This window comes from Geomonas sp. Red276 (assembly GCF_054784495.1).
Map to the genome: position 1 here is coordinate 15,429 of NZ_BLXW01000009.1, position 21,487 is coordinate 36,915.

Below are 21,487 nucleotides of genomic sequence, written 5' to 3' on the forward strand. Positions count from 1 at the left end.
GGGATCACTCCTGAATCGGCATCACGGCCGGCAATTGTGGCGGTCGACCTTGAACTCGCTCTTCAGGGGTACCCCGGCGCGGTCCGCATCACCGGTCACGACGATGGTCTCGCTGGCACGGCATCCCTCTTCCGGAACCGGAATACTGAAGCTGCGGGTGGCGCCGTTGAGGACATACCAGCCATCGGTCTTCCTGCTGAAGGTGGTGACGCCCGAAGCACCCTTGCCGGTCACTTCCAGCGAGTTCACCCGGAAGTGCTGGTTGCCGTTGTTGGTCACCGCGACGGTCACCGCCCCCCCCTTGAGCTCGGCCCTGGAGATGGCGGCGGCGTTGACCTCCTTGGCGGGGGTGATGAAGATCGGGATGGCGAAGCGGATGTTGACCGAAACGGTGGCCCCCATGGCGGCCTTTTTGTCCTCGGGGGACTGCGGCTTGGGAACCTCCTCGACGTAAAGCCGGAAGGTCCGCTCACGCAGGGCGGCGCCCCCCTTGAGCCCCAGCCGGATCAGCCGCTGGTCCTTGGGAGGTACGGTCAGCTGCTTGGGGAAGAAGATGAGGTCGTTGCTGTCCACGTAGCGATCGGCCCCGGAGGCATCCTGGGTCCATTCGACCGCCTTCACCTGCAGGACCAGCGGGGTGTCGCCGTCGTTTTCCACGTTGACGATCCCGCTGCGGGCTCCCCGCTCGAAGAAGACCCGGATCGGCGTTACCCGCCACTCACCGGCAAAGGCCGGGGCATCCGGCAAAAACACCGGCAGGGACAGGATGAAGAGGAAAGGGGTGGTCAGCAGCCAGGTGGACAGACGCCGTACACGGGGAAAAAAGTGATGCATGGAAAGCCTCCGGCCACGGAACCGATTCGGGCCAAGCACGTTCTCTGCGGCTGCCGCACTCTAGCCGCAAAGAGGGGAAAATGCAACAGTCACCTGCCGATTTGCGAACGTTTTCAAGGGAGTATGTCGATGAGCACGGAGTCGCTGTAGGCGCCCGCCGGAGCGGTTGCGTAGGCGGAGGCGGCGATGGTGGCGGTGACGGTAAAGGAAGTGGGCTTCTTGTTGGTGGCCGCCTTGCTGGATGGGAGGCTCAGGCTGTAGGGGATCTGGTTGCTCCCGTTGGTGAGATAGAGCTGGTTGTTGGTGGCGGCCTCGACGATGACGGTCTTGCCGCCGGAACCGGTGAGCCCCGTGCAGGTAACGGTGAAGGTCACCGTCGCGGTCAGCTGGGTGGCGGCAAGGGGATTGATGGTGGGAAAGGCGATCGCGTAGGGGCCTCCGGTATCGAAGGTACAGGTCCCGTTCGTGGCGGCGATCACCGCCGAGGCCTGCAGCTGGGCCGCGGAGGTGGCAGCGCCGGCGTTACCCGGGGCGCCGAGCAGCATGGCCGACATGAGGACGGCGGCCGCCAGCGATATCCTTGTCCCGAAACCCATAGTTAGCGTCGCTCCCGGAGATGGGAAAAAAAGAGGGAGGGGAAATCCCCCTCCCCCTCGACTCGGTCAAACAGCGAGCCGGAAAAGATTAGTAGTTGATGGTGACGATCAGGTTGCCGGTGTAAGCGCCGGCCGGAGCGGTGGCATAGGCGGTCTTGGCCACCGAGGCGTCGATGGTGTAGGTCTTGCCGGCCACGGCGCCGTCATTGGCGGGAACGGTCGGCAGCACCGGGGTGAAGGCGATGGTGTTGGTGCCGTTGAGCATGTTCACGGAACCCGGAGCGGTGAAGGTGTAGTTGGTGCCCTGGGTGCACTGAACGAGGATCTGGCCGGCGCCGGACTTGCTGCTGGCGGTGGTGGTGGCGCCGTCGAGGATCGGGTCGAGGGTGCCGAAATTGATGTTGGTGTTGGTGGAGGCGGTGCAGGAAGCGGCCACGGTGGCGCTCACGCTGACGGTGGCGGTGGTGGAAGCGGCGAAGGCGGAACCTGCGATGGCGACCAGGGCTGCGGCGGTGACAACGGAAATCAGTTTTTTCATCGGTCAATCTCCTTTTCTCAAATGATTGCAGGTGAACAGTAAATGGTTATCGGCCTCGACGAATGTCTATCCCCTCACCCACGACTTGAAGAAACGCCGGCAAGGTAACAGATAGCACGAATAAAAACAGCAAAGCCCGGCTTCCATGGAAGTCGGGCTACTCACTCTTCGGGCGCACTGCTGCCAAAAGGCTGCACGACTTCACAGGCTCCTTGGCAACCCGGCTATCCGCTCCCTTGCTATGAGGAAACGGACCCGTGGCTTTGCGTCACTGGATTGCTCCAGCTTTGCCTTTGTCTAGAGATATGTTGGGAGGAGTCATCCAACCCCTCGCTCAAAGAGAGAGGTGGATTGGCGTAACAACCTAAAGTATTGGCGAAATAGTGTCAACAGTTTTCATTAGGAGCAGGAACCGTGCCGAAACAGAGAGATACCGACGGCAGCATTTGTATTACTGGGAGATCAAACGCAATCTCCGCGAAATTACAGCACCTTGCCGGGAGGCGGAAAGACAGCTAGAGAGCGGAATTTGCTGAAGTGAAGCAGGAGGGTTGTACTTCCAAGGTCAGGTTTTGTCGGGATTGCCGGAGGAGGGAGTGAAAAAAAATCCGGAGAGAGCTGGAAAAACGCGCGGGGGGCGCCAAAAGTCGCCATATCACGGGAACTCACGCCAAAAAACGTCACCGGGCGATGACGCTTTTGGTCGCTTCGCTTTTCATCAGATGATCGGAGTGATGCCGAGGGCGAGTTGATGGACCCCTCTCGGGGTATCGGGGGAAAGCACGATGCGGGCGTCGAGCTTTCTCTCCACCCGGGCGCCGATCCGGTAACCGGCGGGATCCAGGGTGAAGGCGCTCGAGACGAAGTTCCCTTTACCCGCTTCGCTGACCAGCACCCTCCCCTCTCCCAGGTTCTCGACGCCGACCGGCACTCCTCTCTCGAGGTTGGTCCTGAAGGATACGGTGACCGCACCGCTCAGATCTATATAGCCTCGGGCGACGTCCTCGTCGGCCACGTAATAAGTCGTCATCTGCTGCCTGGCGTCCAGGCTCACGTAGGGAAGCACGGCGGCTCCGACCCGCAGCGTGGTGGCGGCCGTCCCCCCCCAGGCGGCCGGGGTGACCAGCAGGAGAGCTAAAACGCTCAATATGGCAACAGTAGCCTTTCTCACGGCCATCCTCCCTGCCCTTTTCGAGCGAGAGTCGTACCGAAGCTAACTAGCTGTTTTCACGCCACTGGCAGATCATGAGCGCAAGCGAAAGTGTGCAGGATCTGAACAGCTTTTTCCCGTGAATCGGCCAGGGGAGCGGTTTCGGGTCCCCGTTCAACAAAAACGGCCAGCTGGTCAACAGTTGAACATACCGGTCCTCCCCGGCCGGTCCCACGGTCAAAGGGAGATCCCGAAAGAGAGAGCATGTCATGCCCATGGTGGCGCGACCGGTTCCATTGACTGACGGTACTCAATGCGTAGCTTTATTATCTCACAAGCGGGCTGATTTGAGAGTAAGCCGATTGGGCCGATCTTCCGCTAGCGTCCCTTCCCCTTCGAGGGAAAGGTCATGATGAGGATGCGGGGCCTTGAAGGAGAGGGAGATCGGCTCTGTAGCGGAAGATGGTCGCTGATCAGGTTGTGTGAAGGACAACGGGAAGGGGCCGCTATGGCAGCGGGACCAGGGGCTAAGTCAGCCGAGGAGGAATTCGAAGTCTTCTTTGCCAATGGCGCCGGTCCCCTCATGCTCGGCATCATCGAGGAGCGCACGGTAGAGCTTCAGCTTCCGTTTCTTGAGCTCCATCATCTTTTCCTCGATGCTGTGGCGCATCAACAGCCGGGTGATGGTGACCTGGCGCAGCTGGCCGATCCGGTGGGCCCGGTCGGAGGCCTGGCTCTCGACCGCCGGGTTCCACCAGGGGTCGAGGTGGAAGACGTAAGAGGCCTTGGTGAGGTTGAGGCCCTTCCCTCCCGCCTTGAGGGAGAGGAGGAAGACGCCGGGCTCCTCGGATCCCTGGAAACTCTCGACCAGCTCCTTGCGCCGCGAGATGGGGGTGGAGCCGTCGAGGCGGGAGGAGGCGATCCCCTGCTGGGAAAGCCCCTCCTCCACGAGGTCGAGGAAGGAGGTGAACTGGGAGAAGACCAGCACGCTGTGCCCCTCGGCGAAGAGCTCCTCCAACTGGTCGATGAGAAAGTCGATCTTGGGGGCGCGGTCCGGCGATCTCGGGAGCAACAGCCTCGAGGAGAGGCAGATCTGGCGAAGCTTCAGGATGGCGGTCAGCGCGATGATACGGGCCTGGCCGGGAGCATTGGAGCGGTAGGCCTCCGCCACCGTGGCCTTGACCTCGGCCACCGTCCTCACGTAGAGGGCCTTCTGGCGCGGGCTCATCTCGAGATAGATGTCGGTCTCCACCTTGGGAGGGAGCTCCGACTTGATCATGTCCTTGGCCCGGCGCAGGATGAACGGGTGGGTCCTGCGGGAAAGGGTCTCCATGAAACCTTCCCCGTCGCGCCCCATCTGCTTGCGGAACTGCTCGTAGGGGCCAAGGAGACCGGGAAGCGCCAGGTCCATCACCGAGAAGTACTCGCCTAGGTGGTTCTCCACCGGGGTCCCGGTGAGGGTGAGCTTGAAGCGCCCCTTGAGCCTCCTCACCGCCCCGGTGGTCTCGGCGTGGATGTTCTTGATGGCCTGGGCCTCGTCGAAGACGATCACGTTGAACGACAGGAGGGAGAGGTGCTCTATGTCCCGCTGGATGACGCCGTAGCTGGTCAGCACCAGGTCGAGCCCGCCGAACTCGGCGCGGCGCCCCTGCCCCCGGTAGACCCCCACCTTGAGCGAGGGATAGAACCGGCCGATCTCGCTCTCCCAGTTGAAGATCAGGCTGGGGGGGACCACCACCAGGTGGGGGACCCCCTCCGGGAGCTCCGACTCGATCACCCCTTCCTGGAGACCGGCGATCAGCGCGATCGCCTGCACGGTCTTGCCAAGCCCCATGTCGTCGGCCAGGCAGGCGCCGAAGCGGTGCTCGTAGAGAAAGGCGAGCCAGCTGTACCCCTCCCGCTGGTAGTTCCTGAGCACCGCCTTCAGCTTGGCAGGGACCGGGCGGGGAGGGATCCTCTCGAAGCTCGTGAGGCTTTCGATGATCCGCTCGTCCTCCGGCGAGAGGAGGACCCGCACCCCGCTGCGCCTGAGGATGAGCCAGTCCAGGATCTGCAGGCGCGGCACCCTGACCACCTCGCGCTTGGGGTGGGCGGAGAATAACGCGAGCGCCCGGGCGCTCTCCTCGTCGAGGAGCACCATGGCGCCCCCCCTTCGGAAGACGCCGCCGCTCTTGATCGCCTCCATCAGTTCGCTCTCGTCGACCAGTTCCCCTTCGCAGCGGATCTCCGGGCGGAGCTCGAACCAGTCGATGGTGGAGCGGGTGGCGTCCAGGGTGAAGGACCAGGAGACGGTCTCCAGCTCTTCCCCCGCCATGGCGAAGAAGAAGCCGGCGGCGGAAAGCTCGCTCCTGAGCGCTCCGATGTTCTTCATGAAGAGCTTGCGCTCCACCGCCATCTCTCCGGGGATCTCGGTGCCGGTGAAGATCTCGGCCCCCAGCAGATCGAAGGGGATCCGGAGGAGCCTCGCCTGGGTCTCGGCATCCACCGGCACCCGGACCCACTGGCCGTCCACCACCTGCAAGAGGGTGCGCGGCTGGGTCAGGGACTGCCAGAAGGAGGTCACCATGCGGCGGGCCTCGGCCTTGACGTTGCGCTTGCAGAAGTCGGGGCCGTCGAGGGCCAGGCGAACGATCCTCTCCTTGTCGGTGCGGTTGCCGCCGGCCAAGGTGGCGAAGCAGGCCTCCAGGATGGAAGCGACCCGCTTCTTCGCCTTCAGCGGCTGGGGAAGGCGGGCACGGCTGGCGGAGGGGAAAAACCAGAAGGTGTCCCGCGACAGCTGGAAGGGGGTCTCCCCGGCCACCCCCTCGGCGACCAGGTGTACGTTCTCGGCCAGCTCCAGGATGTTCAGCCGGTAGCGAACGGGCATCTCGGCGGCAACGCTCGGCCTCCCCTCCACGAAGAGGGCCCCCTTGTCGAAGAAGCGCCCCTCCTCCCCCACCGTGTACTGGCTCTGGTTGAAGCAGGCGACCGGGATACTGATCCCCTCCTCGTCCCGTTCCACGCAGGGCTCCGGGACCAGCTGCAGGGAGGCCAAAAGCCGGGTGAGATGGCCGTTGGCGCTCTGCTCGTCGATCTTCTGGATGCGGCGCAGGGCGAGGTCGACCAGGTATCCTGCGCAGATGAAGCGGTCGTTCCCGAGCCCGTGGCCGTCGTCGAGGGTCTTGGTGACCGCCACCTGGTCCCCTTGCAGGTCCAGGCGAAGGATCAGCGAGCGTTCGACCGCGGCATCGTAGGCAAGCGGGAGCGGTCCTTCGGGGGAGGCGAAGAGGATGGGATAGCGGGCGCCGAAGCGGGTGAGGAACTCCTCGACCGCCCGCCCCTTCATGAGGGGGTTGTACAGGAGGCGGAGGAATTCACGGATGGAAGGGATGAGGTCCGGCTCCCACGGCACCAGCGGCACCCCGCTGCGGCAAAAACGCAGACGCCCGCCATCCTCGCCGAGCTCGACCACCAGCGAGTAGGCGGGCTCCTCGGTCATCACCGCGACCGGGGCCGCCTGCGGGACGGAGGCAACCGCCCAGAGCTGGCCGGAAAGGGATCGCAGGTAGTCGGCGGGGAGGTGCAGCATGGGGAACGAGGGGGGGGAAAGGACTTTCTTGACGGTGGCCAGCGCCGCTACGAGGTGGGGACAGCGCCCCCGGGGGCTCCAGACGCCGCAATCGCAGGAGGTGGAGAGCTCGCCCTGGGAAAGGGTGAGCGAAACGTCGACGGTGACGGCGTCCTTGATGCGGACGGTGAGCACGGAACCGTCGTCGCTCCAGGCAAGCGCGGAGACAGGGGTCCTCTTGCACAGCTCGAAGCCGTTGAAGAGGTGGATCTTGTCCGCCAGCCTGTAGATCGCCGCCGGGGGCATCTCGAGAAGATGCCTCAGCAGCGGGTTGCCCCTATTGTCCATCTTCCCTGAACTCCCCCTGAAGGTTCCCGAACGAACGGTCCATGCTACCAGAAAGCATGTCCCAATACAACAGCACAGCCTGGGGGATGTCGAAGTAATTACGGAGGGATGGGGGACGCGGACGCAATTGGACGGGCTGAATTCAGCGCTCGGTAACGGAGGGGGCAAGGCCCTTTATTCGAATTCCGAAGATTTCAGAGTAAGTCAACGAAATCACACGGCAATTTCCAATATAACTCGAAAAATGCCTCCAATAAACGGGAATCAGACGGCAACTCATGGGCGGCAACAATCCCCCAACTGCTCCTGATCCCATCACTTTCACCTGGGTGGCCATCAAGGGAGACTAATGTGGAATTTCCGACTACAGAAGTAGTCCAAACTAGCTTAACACTGGCTTTTCTGGAAACACGGTAACCGGAGTCGTGTAGGTCGCGTTGAACGGTTTCATCGTGAAACGCGACATTGCCACCGCTGGCTGCGGCACCTATGTCGCGTTTCGTTCCTCAACACGACCTACAGGGCGGGGGGATGTCGAAGTAATTACGGAGGGTGGGGGCCGAGGAGGCTGAGACGCGGGGCAAAAAAAATGGGACGGTGTTACCCGTCCCGGAAAAGGAGACCCTGGAGAAACTCTGAACTCCTAGGTTCATGAATACCTATCGGGTCCCGTTCTCATTACTTTAGGAATTTTTTCGGGGTGGGGGGGAAGGTTAGCTTCGTGATGCTGTGGTCGGTGTCAGGCGCGAAGGGATGGCAGACTCGAATGAATGATGCTCTGCGAGAATGGTTGAAGGAGCACCCGCTCAAGCAGGTTTGAATGCATTCCTTTATCGCGGCCTACTTGCTTACTTTTGCTTCTCGGCCAACGACGTGGCGGCGCACCGGCGGAGGTTAGCGGAGGCCGCGTGCCGCCGCCTTGTCGTACGTCACAGATTTTCGTCCCGGTACCGCTGCTCTTGGAATATCGTCTTCAGATCCCAATAAATGTTGGGTGGAAGACTTCACAGGTTGCAGGTGGGAGGGAATGCTGATAAGTCGACGTTACTTAGCGATACCGAGGGCGTGGTTGTCGATGATCCAGCGGGCGATGCTGCGGCGGGGAGGGAGCGCCGGGGGCATGCTCTCGCGGGTGAACCAGCGGGCATCCTCCAGCTCCTGGCCGTCGATGACGATCTCCCCCGATTCGTAATCGGCGACGAAACCGGCCATGAGCTGGCTCGGGAAGGGCCAGTTCTGGCTCCCGACGTAGCGGGCGTTCTTTACAGTAATTCCAGTCTCTTCGAGTACCTCGCGCTCGACGCACTCCTCAAGCGATTCCCCGAAGTCCACGAAACCGGCCACCAGGCTGTAGCGCCCCTCCGCCCATTCGGGCTTTCTGGCCAGCAGGAACTCCTCGCCGCGCTTGACGAGCACGATCACGCAGGGATGGATGTGGGGGAAGTGTTCGTGGCCGCATCCGCCGCACTTCTTCCCCCAGGAGAGCGGGATCCGCGCCATGGCGCCGCCGCAGCGGGAGCATTTCGAGCTCAGGCGCTCCCAGTAAAGGATCTGGCGGGCCAGCCCATAAAGGGTGGCGAGGTCGTCGGGAAGCTCGGTCCACGCAACAGCCGCGAAACCTTCGGGGAGGGCGGCCTCGCGGGAGACGACGGCAACCCGGATCGGCCTGCCGTCCCACTCGCCGAAGATGATCGGTTCGCCGGCTGTGGCCAGCTCGGCGGGAAGGAGGCCGGCGTAGAGGTCGCCATCGGCGAGCACCAGGGAGTCCCCCTGCACGAGGGCCCAGTACCCCTCCTCCGCCGTCTCCAGTTCGCCCGGTTTTCTCTGCACGAAACGGGAGCGGATGATTTCGCCGTTAAAGGGAAGGTTGACGGTCTCGGGAAAGGCCATTGCTCACTCCTCGGGTTAGAATGCCCAGCCCCGGCATAATACGAGCATCGGCGCCCGGACGCAACCCTTTCGCCTCGCGTATACGCAGCCTCTCCCCTCCCCCTTTTGGCTTGCATAACACAAAGGGCGTATGCTAATCATTCTCGTTCAGCCATTTACACGAAAAAGAGGATGTGACGTGAGCATCAGAAGACTTCCGGCCGAATGGGAGCCCCAGGATGGGGTGCTTTTGGCCTGGCCCCATGAAGAGAGCGACTGGCACCCGTACCTGGATCGCGTGGAACCGGTGTTCGACCGGATCGCGGCGGAGATCAGCCGGTTCGAGCCGGTCGTCATCGCGGCACCGGATCCCGCGTACGTCGTCTCCCGGCTTTCCCGCTGCGGCGCCGACCTCTTACGGGTCAGGGTCTACCAGGTCGAGACCAACGACACCTGGGCCCGCGACTTCGGCCCCATCACCGTCCAGGACGACGGCGTTCCCCGCCTGCTCAACTTCGGCTTCAACGGCTGGGGGCTCAAGTTCCCCTCCGACCTCGACAACCGGATCAACCGCAAGCTCCAGGGGCACGGGATCTGGAAGGCCCCGCTGGAAACGGTCGGGCTGATCCTCGAGGGGGGGAGCATCGAGAGCGACGGCGAGGGGACCATCCTCACCACCGAGGAGTGCCTCCTCAACGACAACCGCAACCCGCACTTGACCCGCGACGAACTGGAGCAGGAGCTGCACGGCCTCTTCGGGACCGACCGCTTCCTCTGGCTTGCCAACGGCTACCTGGCCGGCGACGATACCGACTCGCACGTCGACACCCTGGCCCGCCTCTGCCCGCACGACACCATCGCCTACGTAACGTGCGACGACCCGGAGGACGAGCACTTCAACGCGCTCGCGGCCATGGAGGAGGAGCTCAGGGGCTTCACCACCAAGAAGGGCAAGCCCTACCGGCTGATCCCCCTCCCCTGGCCCCAGGCCCGCTTCGACGAGGAAGGGACCCGGCTCCCCGCCACCTACGCCAACTTCCTGGTGGTGAACGGTGCGGTGCTGGTCCCCACCTACGAGGACAAAAAGGATGCCGCCGCGCTGGAGGCGATCGGCCGGGCCTTCCCGGAGCACGAGATCGTCGGGATCGACTGCCTGCCGCTCATCCTCCAGCACGGGTCGCTGCACTGCGTCACCATGCAGCTGCCTGAAGGAACGCTGAAAATCTGAGGGAGAAACCATGGAAAACCTTAAGGTCGCCCTGGTCCAGCAGGGGCTTCGCCAGGACCGCGAACAGAACATGGAGGCAAGCGCCGCCGGCATCCGCCAGGCCGCCCGCGAAGGGGCGCGGCTGGTGGTGCTCCAGGAGCTCCATACCGGGAGATACTTCTGCCAGACCGAGGAGACCGGCTTTTTCGACATGGCCGAAGCCATTCCGGGCCCCTCCACCGAGTACTTCGGAAAGCTCGCCAAGGAGCTCGGGGTGGTGATCGTCACCTCGCTGTTCGAGCGGCGGGCACCCGGGCTCTACCACAACACCGCCGTAGTGCTGGAGGCGGACGGCAGCATCGCCGGGAAGTACCGCAAGATGCACATCCCGGACGATCCCGCCTTCTACGAGAAGTTCTACTTCACCCCCGGCGACCTGGGGTTCGAGCCGATCAGGACCTCGGTGGGATCGCTCGGCGTGCTGGTCTGCTGGGACCAGTGGTACCCCGAGGCGGCACGGCTGATGGCGCTGGCCGGGGCCGAGCTCCTCATCTACCCGACCGCCATCGGCTGGGACCCGCGCGACGAAGCCGAAGAGCAGCAGCGCCAGCTTGACGCCTGGGTGACCGTCCAGCGCGGGCACGCCGTTGCCAACGGCATCCCGGTCCTGGTTGCCAACCGGGCCGGGCTGGAGAGCGACCCGAGCGGCCAGGGCGCCGGCATCCAGTTCTGGGGGAACAGCTTCGTGGCGGGACCGCAGGGTGAGTTCCTGGCCCGCGGCGGGGAGGAGGAGGAACTGCTCCTCGTCGAGATCGACCGCCGCCGCAGCGAAGAGGTCCGGAGGATCTGGCCCTTCCTCCGCGACCGCCGCATCGATTACTACGGAGATCTCGTCAAGAGATACCGCGATTAGCAACCCACGCCCTCCTCAACCAGCCCCTCCCGTCGGGGGAGGTTGGCTGGGGAGGGTGGCTAAGGAGCTCCCTTGCCGCCTGTCCCCGCCCCCGACAAAAAACTCCTCGAAGCCTTCGCACGCTGCACGCCCCTCCAGCGGAGCGTGGTGCAGCTGCTCTCTATCGTCTACGCCCCGGTCCCCAAGACCACCCTGCTGAACATCCTCCGCCATCCGATTCTCCGCACCCAGGGAGAAAAGGCGTTGAACGGGGTCACCCTTTCCGAGCTGCTGGACCATCTCAAGCGCCTGAAGCTCGTCCGCTCCAGCCACGACGGGTTCCGCTGCGATCCCTCCCTCATGCACCACGCGACGCTGAGCGCACAGGCGGACCAGACGTTCGAGCCGATGGCCACCACGGCGCAGCGGGAGATCCCCATGGTCTCCGAATGGGGGGGATATTACTACCGGACGCCACTTCAAGCCGTCCGTGACATCCGCATTGCCATCCACCGCAAGGACGTCGATGCCGCCATCCAGGCCCTCGAACGTTTCCAGCGGCAGTACCCCTACGAAGCCTCAGTCACCCCGGTCTTCGAGACCATCTGCAACTCGCCTTTCGACGGCGCCTGGTTCCGCACCTTGCCGCTGCCGATCCAGGCCGCCTCGCTGAAAGGCATTCTCTGCCAGGCGCAGTCCTCCCTGAAGCCGTCCCGGGAACAGTTCCAGATCCTCCACGAATTGGTGGAGCAAAATGCCCTGCCGGAGGCGTATCGCGACCTCTATTGCATGGAGCTGTTTCTCAGGGGACGGCTGGCCGATGCCATCGAGGCGTGCCAGCCGCTCGCCACCTCCTTGCAGGCGGCGGTCGCCGGCGCGCTTGCCCTCGCCCGGGGCGGGCGCCAGGAGTCCATCGAGCTCTTCGAAGCGGCCATCACCCTGCTCAAGAAGGAGACCGGGAAGAGGAAGGTCTTTTTCGACGACCTCACCGGCCCCATCTACCTGGTGGCCCTGCTGGGATCGGGCGACGAAGCGCTCCTTAAACGCTGCGCCGATTACTGCTCCTTCGTGACCAAGAGAAAGGAGTGGCCGTACCAGACCGTCTACCTGGTGCTTGAGGAGGTCATCAAGGAGCTGAGGGGCGAGCGGGGGGGGAAGAAGGCGCTGGAAAACAGCATATACCAGGCGGCGTACTCGCCCCAGGTGGCGCTTTTCATGTCGCTCGCGCTGCACTGGTGCGATTCGAATGAGGCCAAGGTGGCGGCCGAGCATCTGCCGAAGCTTTCCTCGCAGGCGCAGGTGGCGGGGTACCAGTGGCTGGCCGACGAATTCACTCTCGCCGCCTCCGCGTGCGGGGTGGAATCCGAACCGGCCGCCCAGGCCCGGCAACGGTACCTCGACTGCCAGCTCGTCCCCCTTTGCGACGCGGTGGAGAAGATCGAGTTCTGGGAGAACGCCCTGGCCGCCTTGATGAAACTGACCGCCGCCGAGAAGAGCGCGCCGGACACTGCCGCCGGCACCATGCGCCTCATCTGGCACTGCGACAATGAGGGGCGCCACCTCGAGGTCACCCCGCGGGAGCAAAAGCAGGGCGCTTCCGGCAAATGGAGCTCCGGCAAGAACGTTTCGCTGAAAAGGCTCGCCGAGGAGCCGGAGAGGCTCGGATACCTGACCGATCAGGACCTGAAGGTCTGCAGCTGCATCAAGAAGCAGCGGGAATTCGGCGGCTACTACGGTTACGGCCGGGAGGTCTACCGCCTGGACCTCGACCAGGCACTCCCGCTTTTGGTTGCCCACCCCCACACCTACCTGGATGCCGCCGGGACCGTCCGGCTGGAGCTCGTGCGAGGCGAACCTGAGCTCCAGTTCACCGCCGAGGGAAAGCGCTACCAGCTAAGCATCTTCCCCCCTTTCGAGCCGGATCAGAAGATCTACATCCAGAAGGAGAGCCCTACCCGGCTGAAGATATTCGAGGCACGTGAGGAGCATCACAAGATCGCCGCGGTGCTCGGCAAGGGGCTCACCCTCCCGGCCAAGGCACAGCACAAGGCGCTGGAGGCGATCAACTCGCTCTCCTCTTTGCTCACCGTCCACTCCGACATCGGCGATGCGGCGGCCCAGCAGGTGGAGGGGGATCCCACTCCCTGCTTCCACCTCCTCCCCTACAGCGCCGGGATCAAGCTGGAGCTGCTGGTGCGCCCGTTCTCCCAGGCCGGCCCCTACTTCCGTCCCGGAGGGGGCGGGGAGACCATCCTGGCCGAGATCGAGGGGAACAGGCTCCAGGCGAAACGGGACCTCCGGCTCGAGGTCCGCAGGGCGGCCGACGCGGTGGCGGCACTCACCGAGCTCCCCGAAAGCGAAGAGAGCGACAACGAGTGGCTGGTCCCTTCCCCGGACCGGGCGCTGGAGGTGGTTTTCCAGCTCCAGTCGCTGGGCGACTCGGTGCGGGTGGCCTGGCCGGAGGGGGCGAAATTCAGGGTGAAGATGGAAGCCTCCCCCGGGCACTGCAAGGCCTCCATCAGGCAGGCGAAGGATTACTTCGAGCTGGAGGGGGAGCTGAAACTCGACGAGGGGCTGACCCTGAACCTCAGGCAACTGGTCGATATGGCGCGCGATGCCCACGGCCGCTTCGTGCCGCTGGGGGACGGCGAGTTCCTGGCGCTCTCCGCCCAGTTGCGCAAACGACTGGAGGAGATCGCCGCCTTCGCCGACCTGCAGGGAAACGCCTTCCGCTTCCATCCGCTTTCCGCCTCCCTGTTCGAGGAGTTCGCGGACGAGGTGGGGGATCTTTCCACCGACAGGAAATGGAAGGAACATCTGCGGCGGCTTAGGGAGGCACGATCGTTCACCCCGCAGCTTCCCCCTACCCTCCAGGCGGAGCTCCGGGGATACCAGGAGGAAGGGTTCGCCTGGCTGAACCGGCTCTCCCACTGGGGGGTGGGCGCCTGCCTCGCCGACGACATGGGGCTTGGCAAGACGGTCCAGGCGCTGGCCCAGATCCTCACCATGGCCGCCAACGGCCCGTCCCTGGTGGTGGCACCGACCTCGGTCTGCCTCAACTGGGAGAGCGAGACGAGGAAGTTCGCCCCCACCCTCAACGTGGTTATGTTCGGCGGCGGCAAGAGGGCGGAGAGCCTGAAGGGGCTCAAGCCGTTCGACCTGGTGGTCTGCAGCTACGGTCTCCTCCAGCAGGACGGGGAACTGCTGGCGGCGGTCCCCTGGCAGGCCATCGTGCTGGACGAGGCCCAGGCGATCAAGAACATGGCCACCAAGAGGAGCCAGGCGGCGATGGAGCTCAAGGGCGAGTTCAAGATGGTGGCCACCGGGACCCCGATCGAGAACCACCTCGGCGAACTGTGGAACGTCTTCAGGTTCATCAATCCCGGCCTTCTGGGATCGCTCAAGCAGTTCAACGTCAAGTTCGCCTCCCCCATAGAAAAGAGCGAGGACAAGAAGGCGCGCCAGCGGCTCAAAAAACTGATCCAGCCGTTCATCCTGCGCCGGACCAAGAACCAGGTGCTGGAGGAGCTTCCGTCGCGTACGGAGATCACCGTCCGGGTGGAGATGGGGAAGGAAGAGGCCGCCCTCTACGAGGCGATGCGCAGAAGTGCTTTGGACAACCTGGCGGGGATCGGAAAGGTGGAGGGGAAGGGCGAGCTGCATATGAAGATCCTGGCGGAGATCATGCGGCTGCGCCGGGCCTGCTGCAATCCCCGGCTGGTGCTCCCCGAGACTCCCATCCCGAGTGCCAAGCTGGCCGCCTTCGGGGAGATCCTGGAGGAGCTCAGGGAGAACCGCCACAAGGCGCTGGTCTTCAGCCAGTTCGTCGGGCACCTGGCGATCATCCGGGAGTTCGTCGAGCGGTGCGGGATCTCCTACCAGTACCTCGACGGGAGCACCCCCCCCGCCGAGCGCAAGAGGAGCATGGACGCCTTCCAGGCGGGCGAAGGGGACCTCTTCCTGATCAGCCTCAAGGCCGGCGGGGTCGGCTTGAATCTCACCGCCGCGGACTACGTCATCCACATGGATCCCTGGTGGAACCCGGCGGTCGAGGACCAGGCCTCGGACCGGGCCCACCGGATCGGGCAGCAGCGGCCGGTGACCATCTACCGGCTGGTCGCCAAGGGGACCATCGAGGAGAAGATCGTCGGCCTCCACCAGCAAAAGCGCGGCCTGGCGGACAGCCTCCTGGAGGAGAGCGATATCAGCGGGAAGATGACGGCGGACGAGCTTCTGGCGCTTTTGAGAAGCGACGGACGGTAACACGCCTCGCCCGGCTTCCGGCCACTGTCTCCGCACTTACGCTGCCTCCGGCTCAGCGCCCCCTTACCCGGGCTTCGGCCATCTACTCCGCCATCCCTTCTTTCTTACCCGGGCTTCGGTTCACACCTCCCTCACCCGGCCTTCGGCCACCCTCTCCCCTGAAGGGGCGAGGGGATACTTTTCACTCCCTCCGGGAGAGGGGCAGGAGGTAAGGGAGGTTTGAAGGGCGAGGAGGTAACGCTCGGGCAGAGTAAAAATTGAATAATCTCCCGCTGATATGCTATTGTGCCATCGCCTATTCCCGGTAGAATTTCAGGAAGAGCGAATCACTGACTGTCTCCGAAAGGCTTACAATGATCAAACGGATGGATCATCTGAACATCGTGGTCACCGACCTTGATGCCGCCCGCCATTTCTTCTCTCTCTTTGGTTTCACCGAAGGCATAAGCTCCGAGCTCGATACCGTGTTTCTTGCCAGCCTCACCGGGATCTCCGGCGCGCGCGGCAAATTCGTCGCGCTCCATCATCCGGGTTCGAACCTCTCGATCGAGCTGTTACAGTTCGAGGGCGACTCAAAGCCTGCGGCCGACATCGGTCTGGCCGATCGGATAGGCTTCAGACATCTCGCCTTCGCGGTCACCGATCTGGAGTCGGAGGTTGTCAGACTCAAAGAGCATGGCGTCTCCTTTCTGAGTGACATAAGGATCTGGGAAAAGACCGGGAAGAAGCTGGTTTACCTGTACGGGCCAGACGGCATCCTGCTGGAATTGGCCGAGTACCCAGAACCATGAGCGGCCGCAACAAGACCCCGCGACACCTGGCCGAATCGGTCTGCGCCGAGCTTCGCAAGCGCCACCTCTCCTTCCCCGACGAGCGGATCATCATCGACCTCTTCGAGACCATGTATTTCTCCAGCCTGAGGACCGAGGAGTCCGAACCGGTCAAGTTCCACATGGTCTTCCTCGATCCCGGCGTTCCGGACCCCAAGCCGCCGCGCAACCCGATGAAGGACCGGTGGTGCTACGTGCCGTTCGAGGAACCGATCACCTTCGAGGTCTCCAACCTGGTCAAGATCGCCAAGTCCTCCGAACTCCGCACCTCCTCGTTCGTGGTGTGGCCCGACAGGGAGGGGAAGCTCCTCATCTGGGGGCTGGTGGACCAGCAGAACCTCTTCCACAAGTTCCTCAACCGCAGCGCCGAGATCCAGCCGGACCGCCCCGGGCTCTTCCAGGCGAGCGTCGAGGGAACCGGCGTGGTCGTGGTCTACATCCGCTACGAGAAGGTCGCCGAGCTTAGGATCAACGAGCTCATCCGTAACGCCCTCGACATCTTCCGGGAGAGCCCGGTCAGAAGCCTGCTCAACCCCGGCATCGAGAGTTACCTCGCCTCGGTACGGGCGCACATCGCGGACGACATGTACGCAGGTCCCCACCTGGACGAATTCCATACCCAGCAGTGGCTCTCCGTTCTTTGCCGCATCCTCCTGAGGATCCAGAAGATCAAGAAAGGGGGCGCCATACTCATCACCCCCAACATCGACACGCCCGATCTCAACATAAAGTACCGGATCAACTACGACCGGCTCCGCACCGCCCTCACCACCAGCGCGATCACCAAGATAAAGTCGGATTTCCTGGAGAAGAGCGTGCTCGGGGGTGCAGAGGCGAAGGAGAGAGAGATCCCGCTGCAGAAGGTTCTCCAGTTGAGAAAGTTCGAGAAGGATCTCCGGGCCAACAAGAACGAGATCGACGGCGTCATCTGGTTCGTCGCCATCCTCACCCGGGTGGACGGGCTGGTGGTCATGGACCGCAGCCTCGACGTGAAGGGGTACGGGGTGGAGATCATGACGCCGCAGGAGCCGGCCAACCTCTACCTCGCCACCGACCGGATGGCCACCCCTTCCAAGTTGAAACCGGTCAGCTACAACCATTTCGGGACCCGCCATCGCTCGATGATGCGCTACTGTTTCCAGCATCCCGGCAGCATCGGGTTCGTCATCTCGCAGGACGGCGAGGTCAGGGTCATCACCAAGGTCGAGGGCCGTCTGATCCTCTGGGAAAACATCAAGCTGAAGTACTACACCTATGCGTCCAAGAAGTAGCTCACACACACAACGAGGCTGACTATGAAAAGTGGCATGGGATTCGTTTCGCTGTTGCTGGTTCTCACCCTCCCCTTCACGGCGGTGGCGGCCGATCATGCGGTCAAGGCATCGTCGCGCATCACCTCGGTCACCGTCTATCTCGACCGGGCCCAGGTCACCCGGCACGCCACGGTGGCGTTGAAGGCGGGGGGGAACCTGGTCACCATCGACGGGCTTCCCCAGACCATGCTGGAGAAATCGGTCAGGGTGGAAGGGGAGGGACCGGGAACGACCCGGCTGGAAGGGATCTCCGTCAAGAGGGTCTTCCTCGAGAGGGCCCAGGAGCAGAGGATTCACACGCTGGAGGACGAGATCACCCGGCTGAACGCCCAGGTGCAGGCGATCGACGCGCGCAAGAAAGGGCTCGCCGCCCAGGAGGCGTTTCTTCTCTCGGTGAAGGTCGGCTGGGGCGAGCGGATCTCCAAGGAGCTGGGGGCCGGCAAACCCTCCACGGCGGAACTCGGGGAGGCCTCCAGGTTCGTCGGCGAGGGGGTCGGCAAGGTCCAGGATCAGTTGTACCAGGCCGAGGCGTCCAAGAAACCGCTCCTGGAAAAGATAGAGGCGCTCAAGAGGGAGCTCGACCAGACCCGGGGCGAAGGGATGAAGGAGGCCAACACGGTCCAGGTGGCGATCGACGCGGACCGGGACATGTCCTTCGCCATGGACCTGAGCTATCTGGTGACCGGCACCGGGTGGGAGCCCGACTATGACCTGCGGCTTGCGCCGGACGGGAAGGAGGCGGAGATCACCTACCGGGCCCAGGTCTGGCAGACCAGCGGGGAGGACTGGCCGGGGGTGAAACTGGCGCTTTCGACCGCCAACCCGGAGGTGGGAGGGGCGCCGCCGGAGCTTACTCCCTGGAACGTCGCCTTCTACGAGCCGCCACGCATCATTGCCTACGAGGATGAGATGCGCCGGGCTGAGGCCAGCCAGCGATACATGGAGGAGGCTCCCGCCAAAGCGATGAGCGGCGCGATGGCGGCTCCGGCTCCGGTTCCCATGGCCAAGGCGGCGCCGATGCCCGCCCGGGTCCAGGAGGGGCAGACCTCGGTCCTCTTCGCCATCGCCCGCCCGGTGGATGTCCCCACCGACGGCTCCCGCGCCGGGACCGTCATCGCGGTCAACCGGGTGCCGGTGGCGGCTGAGTACGTGACCGTCCCGAAGCTCATGCCCAAGGTGTACCTGAAATCGGAGGTGGTGAACGACACCGCCTATCCCCTGCTCCCCGGCGAGGCCAGCATCTTCAACGATGCGGTCTTCACCGGCAAGACCAATCTCAAGAGCATCGCTCCCGGGGAGAAGTTCGATCTCTTCCTGGGGGCCGACGACCAGATCAAGGTCAAGCGGGACGTCACCAAGGTGAAGAAAAAAGGGGGGCTTTTGGGAAGCAGCAGCGTGAGCTACCATATCGCGGTGGAGATGCAGAACTACAAGAAGCGTCCGGTGACGGTGTCGGTTCTCGACCAGTTGCCGATCGCCGGCAACGCCGAGATCAAGGTGAACCTGGAGGAGCCGAGCATGAAGCCGACCGAGACCAAGGGCGACGGCACCCTCGTCTGGAAGCTGGATATCGCGCCCGGCGAAAAGAAAAAGATCACCTACGAAATCGTGATCGAGTATCCCAAGGACCGCGAGCTGACCAGGCTGCAGTGACAGGGGAACATGAGGGGGATGCTAGGCGGCCCGCTCGAAACGTACCTCTGCCTTGAGTCCAAGCAATGCAGCGGCGCGCAGCACGGCCCGAATATGGCTTTGGTGCTTGGGATCGAGCAACCGGCGGACTACTTTTTCATCCACACCGAGACGGGCGGCAAGCTCAGTGCGTGATAGTCCGGCGTCCAGCATGGCGTTGTTCAATGCCGCTTTCGCGGCAAGAAGAGGATCGAGGACAACTGAGGCGTTACTACCGCTAAAAGCCGGCTCAGGCACCCGCTCACGGCGCACAAGGTAGCCTGCTACAGCTTCGGCGAGGCAATCTTCGGCTTCGGCAAGGGCTTCATCCCGCGTCTTTGCGTCGGTGGCCGCTCCAGAAAGGTCCGGAAACCTAACAAGGAAAAACCCGCTTTCGTCACAGGTGATGGTACAGGAGTACCGAAACGTACTCATCGTAAATCCTCCTTGGTCAGGCCCAAATCCGCGAGCATGGAAGCCAAAAGGCCGGGCCCAATCTCTTTCTTGCGGTCTTTGATGATGGTGAATTTGTCACCGAGGTAAAGTGTTGCATGACTCCCCTTGCCACGCGAAGAATCGAGGGTACAGGATAGCCCCTTCCTCTTTGCTGCCGCTTTGGCTCGTTTGACGAATTCCGCTCCATTCATCGTGGAATTATCGGACAGAAATGTCCGCTAGTCAATAGCGAAGGAAAGTTTTCCCGGCAGGTCCACGGTCATTGAGCAAAAAGCAAAAGCCCTTCTCCATCGGGAGAGGGGCTTTTGCTTTTCTCATACTAGTATCGGCAGTTGAAGAAACGCTCCCTCCCTTTCCAGCGGAGGGGCGGGATGAGGATGGGGTCAGGCGTCGGCCGTACCGATCCGGTAACGCTCCAGCCGGTCGCGCAGGGTGTTGCGGCTGATGCCCAGCAGCTTGGCGGCGAAGACCTGGTTGTTGTTGCTCTTCTCCATCGCCATGTGGATGAGCGCCTTCTCGAGCCCCATGTTGACGCTCTCGTAGATGGCCCCTTTGTTCTTCTGGCAGATGCCGTCGAAGACCGGTTCCAGCATGCTCCAGAAGACCTCGTAGTAGTCGTCGCCGGCCGCCTCCAGGTCGACTTCCTTGATGGCGGGAGTCTTCGCCTTGAGGAAGGACTCGAAGTCGCCCGGTATCAGGATATCGCCGCGGCAAAAGACGGTGGCGGAGTTGATGACGTTCTTCAGCTCACGGATGTTGCCGTCGAAGTTGCAGGTGGTCAGCATGGACATGGCCTCGGGAGCGACCCCCTTGATGTTCTTCCCGTACTTCCTGGAGAACTTCTTCACGAAGAGGTCGACCAGCAGCGGGATGTCCTCCGCCCGGTCCCTGAGCGGCGGGAGGAAGAAGTTCACCACCCGGAGGCGGTAGAAGAGGTCCATCCTGAAGCTCTTCTCCTTCACGCAGGTGAGGAGGCTCCGGTTGGTAGCGGCGACGACCCTGACGTCGACCTTGATGGTCTCGTTCCCCCCTACCCGCTCGAACTCCTGGTTCTCCAGCACGCGCAAGAGTTTCCCCTGGTTCGCCATGCTCATCTCGCCGATCTCGTCGAGAAAGATGGTGCCGCCGTTGCACTGCTCGAACTTCCCGATCCGGCGGGAATGGGCATCGGTGAAGGCGCCCTTCTCATGGCCGAAGAGCTCGGACTCGAGCAGCGCTTCCGGGATGGCCGCGCAGTTGACGGCCAGGAAGGGGCGGTTCTTGCGGCGGGAGTTGTTGTAGATGGCGCGGGCGAGGAGCTCCTTGCCGGTCCCCGACTCACCCTGGATGAGCACGGTGGCGTCGGAATCGGCGACCGTGCCGACCATCTTCCAGATCTCGATCATCTCCGGGGAGGAGCCGATCATCAGGTCCTCGGTGAGGTCCTCCTCGACCTGCGGGCGCTCCTTGGTGTAACGGACCTTGCGGCTTAACAGGTTGCAGTCGATCGCCTTCTTGACCGTCGCCTTCAGCTTGTTCATGTCGAACGGCTTGGTGACGTAGTCGAAGGCCCCGTATTTCATCGCCTCGATGGCGTTCTGGGTGGTCTTGTAACCGGTGGCCATGATGACCGCCAGCCCCGGGTCGATCTTCTTCGCCTCCTTGAGCACCTCGAGGCCGGATTTCTGCGGGAGGCTGATGTCCATGATGGCGACGTTGGGGCGGTCGGCGATCACCCTCCTCAGGGCCGATTCGCTGTCGCTCTCCAGCAGGAGTTCGTACTCCTCACCGGCGAAGATACTCTTCAGCATAAGCAGAATATCGTGGTCGTCATCAAGGATCAGCAGTTTCGCGGTCATCTTCGTTCCCCTCGTGGGCGTAATTCAAGTGGCAGGCCGGAGCCAGTGGTTACCGGCCGATATGCAGTTCAGGGTTTTGGCAGGCAGAGTAAAGCGGCAGGCCGTGAGGCGCGTAAGACCGCCTGTAACGATGTA

At 63.1% G+C, this 21,487-nt stretch carries 16 protein-coding genes and 1 riboswitch; of the genes, 7 read left to right on the top strand and 9 right to left on the bottom strand.

All coding sequences use genetic code 11. The features are described from left to right. Window positions 1–21 precede the first annotated feature (21 nt). The 5 genes from ACYVL5_RS08195 to ACYVL5_RS08215 form a co-directional block, all read right to left on the bottom strand. Entirely contained in the window at window positions 22–834 is an 813-nt protein-coding gene (locus ACYVL5_RS08195; RefSeq protein WP_460595072.1) for a fimbrial biogenesis chaperone, read from the bottom strand. A gap of 113 nt (window positions 835–947) precedes the next feature. Then, a complete protein-coding gene (locus tag ACYVL5_RS08200; protein ID WP_460595073.1) occupies window positions 948–1,430 on the bottom strand; it encodes a Csu type fimbrial protein in 483 nt (160 codons plus the stop codon). A gap of 88 nt (window positions 1,431–1,518) precedes the next feature. Then, the gene (locus ACYVL5_RS08205) at window positions 1,519–1,968 is read right to left on the bottom strand and encodes a Csu type fimbrial protein (RefSeq protein WP_460595074.1); all 450 of its coding nucleotides are present in this window, start codon (window positions 1,966–1,968) and stop codon (window positions 1,519–1,521) included. Between the two features lie 211 nt (window positions 1,969–2,179). Further along, window positions 2,180–2,270, bottom strand: a riboswitch (cyclic di-GMP riboswitch). A 416-nt stretch (window positions 2,271–2,686) separates the two neighbouring features. Next, a complete protein-coding gene (locus ACYVL5_RS08210; RefSeq protein WP_460595075.1) occupies window positions 2,687–3,139 on the bottom strand; it encodes a hypothetical protein in 453 nt (150 codons plus the stop codon). Between the two features lie 511 nt (window positions 3,140–3,650). Then, window positions 3,651–7,013, bottom strand: coding sequence for a DEAD/DEAH box helicase (locus tag ACYVL5_RS08215; RefSeq protein ID WP_460595076.1), 3,363 nt, complete (start codon window positions 7,011–7,013; stop codon window positions 3,651–3,653). A gap of 724 nt (window positions 7,014–7,737) precedes the next feature. Between ACYVL5_RS08215 and ACYVL5_RS08220 the strand changes: the two genes are divergently transcribed. Then, a complete protein-coding gene (locus ACYVL5_RS08220; RefSeq protein ID WP_460595189.1) occupies window positions 7,738–7,833 on the top strand; it encodes a BrnA antitoxin family protein in 96 nt (31 codons plus the stop codon). A gap of 224 nt (window positions 7,834–8,057) precedes the next feature. Here ACYVL5_RS08220 and nudC read toward each other — a convergent pair whose 3' ends face one another. Further along, window positions 8,058–8,903 carry an NAD(+) diphosphatase gene (gene nudC, locus ACYVL5_RS08225; protein ID WP_460595077.1) on the bottom strand — a complete coding sequence of 282 codons (846 nt, stop codon included), beginning with the start codon at window positions 8,901–8,903 and terminating at the stop codon, window positions 8,058–8,060. 184 nt (window positions 8,904–9,087) lie between these two features. On the opposite strand from nudC, the gene ACYVL5_RS08230 reads away from it, so the two are divergent. The 6 genes from ACYVL5_RS08230 to ACYVL5_RS08255 all read left to right on the top strand — a co-directional run bounded on the left by ACYVL5_RS08230 (window position 9,088) and on the right by ACYVL5_RS08255 (window position 19,040). Then, window positions 9,088–10,110, top strand: a complete 1,023-nt coding sequence (locus tag ACYVL5_RS08230; protein WP_460595190.1) for an agmatine deiminase family protein — start codon at window positions 9,088–9,090, stop codon at window positions 10,108–10,110. Between the two features lie 10 nt (window positions 10,111–10,120). Then, complete coding sequence (locus ACYVL5_RS08235) at window positions 10,121–11,002, top strand: carbon-nitrogen hydrolase (protein WP_460595078.1); 882 nt, start codon at window positions 10,121–10,123, stop codon at window positions 11,000–11,002. 72 nt (window positions 11,003–11,074) lie between these two features. After that, window positions 11,075–15,244: a DEAD/DEAH box helicase gene (locus tag ACYVL5_RS08240; RefSeq protein WP_460595079.1), complete on the top strand. Its 4,170-nt coding sequence runs from the start codon at window positions 11,075–11,077 to the stop codon at window positions 15,242–15,244. Window positions 15,245–15,597: 353 nt separating this feature from the next. Next, a complete protein-coding gene (locus tag ACYVL5_RS08245; protein ID WP_460595080.1) occupies window positions 15,598–16,035 on the top strand; it encodes a VOC family protein in 438 nt (145 codons plus the stop codon). Beyond that, window positions 16,032–17,345, top strand: coding sequence for a putative sensor domain DACNV-containing protein (locus tag ACYVL5_RS08250; protein WP_460595081.1), 1,314 nt, complete (start codon window positions 16,032–16,034; stop codon window positions 17,343–17,345). The genes ACYVL5_RS08245 and ACYVL5_RS08250 overlap by 4 nt, the downstream gene beginning before the upstream one ends. 24 nt (window positions 17,346–17,369) lie before the next feature. Then, on the top strand, window positions 17,370–19,040 hold the full coding sequence (locus tag ACYVL5_RS08255) for a mucoidy inhibitor MuiA family protein (RefSeq protein ID WP_460595082.1): 1,671 nt from the start codon (window positions 17,370–17,372) through the stop codon (window positions 19,038–19,040). Window positions 19,041–19,061: 21 nt separating this feature from the next. On the opposite strand, the gene ACYVL5_RS08260 is transcribed toward ACYVL5_RS08255, so the two are convergent. The 3 genes from ACYVL5_RS08260 to ACYVL5_RS08270 all read right to left on the bottom strand — a co-directional run bounded on the left by ACYVL5_RS08260 (window position 19,062) and on the right by ACYVL5_RS08270 (window position 21,352). Further along, window positions 19,062–19,493: a hypothetical protein gene (locus ACYVL5_RS08260; RefSeq protein ID WP_460595083.1), complete on the bottom strand. Its 432-nt coding sequence runs from the start codon at window positions 19,491–19,493 to the stop codon at window positions 19,062–19,064. Continuing rightward, window positions 19,490–19,705, bottom strand: a complete 216-nt coding sequence (locus tag ACYVL5_RS08265; RefSeq protein ID WP_460595084.1) for a type II toxin-antitoxin system HicA family toxin — start codon at window positions 19,703–19,705, stop codon at window positions 19,490–19,492. The genes ACYVL5_RS08260 and ACYVL5_RS08265 overlap by 4 nt, the downstream gene beginning before the upstream one ends. A 192-nt stretch (window positions 19,706–19,897) precedes the next feature. Beyond that, on the bottom strand, window positions 19,898–21,352 hold the full coding sequence (locus ACYVL5_RS08270; RefSeq protein ID WP_460595085.1) for a sigma-54-dependent transcriptional regulator: 1,455 nt from the start codon (window positions 21,350–21,352) through the stop codon (window positions 19,898–19,900). Window positions 21,353–21,487: the final 135 nt, after the last annotated feature.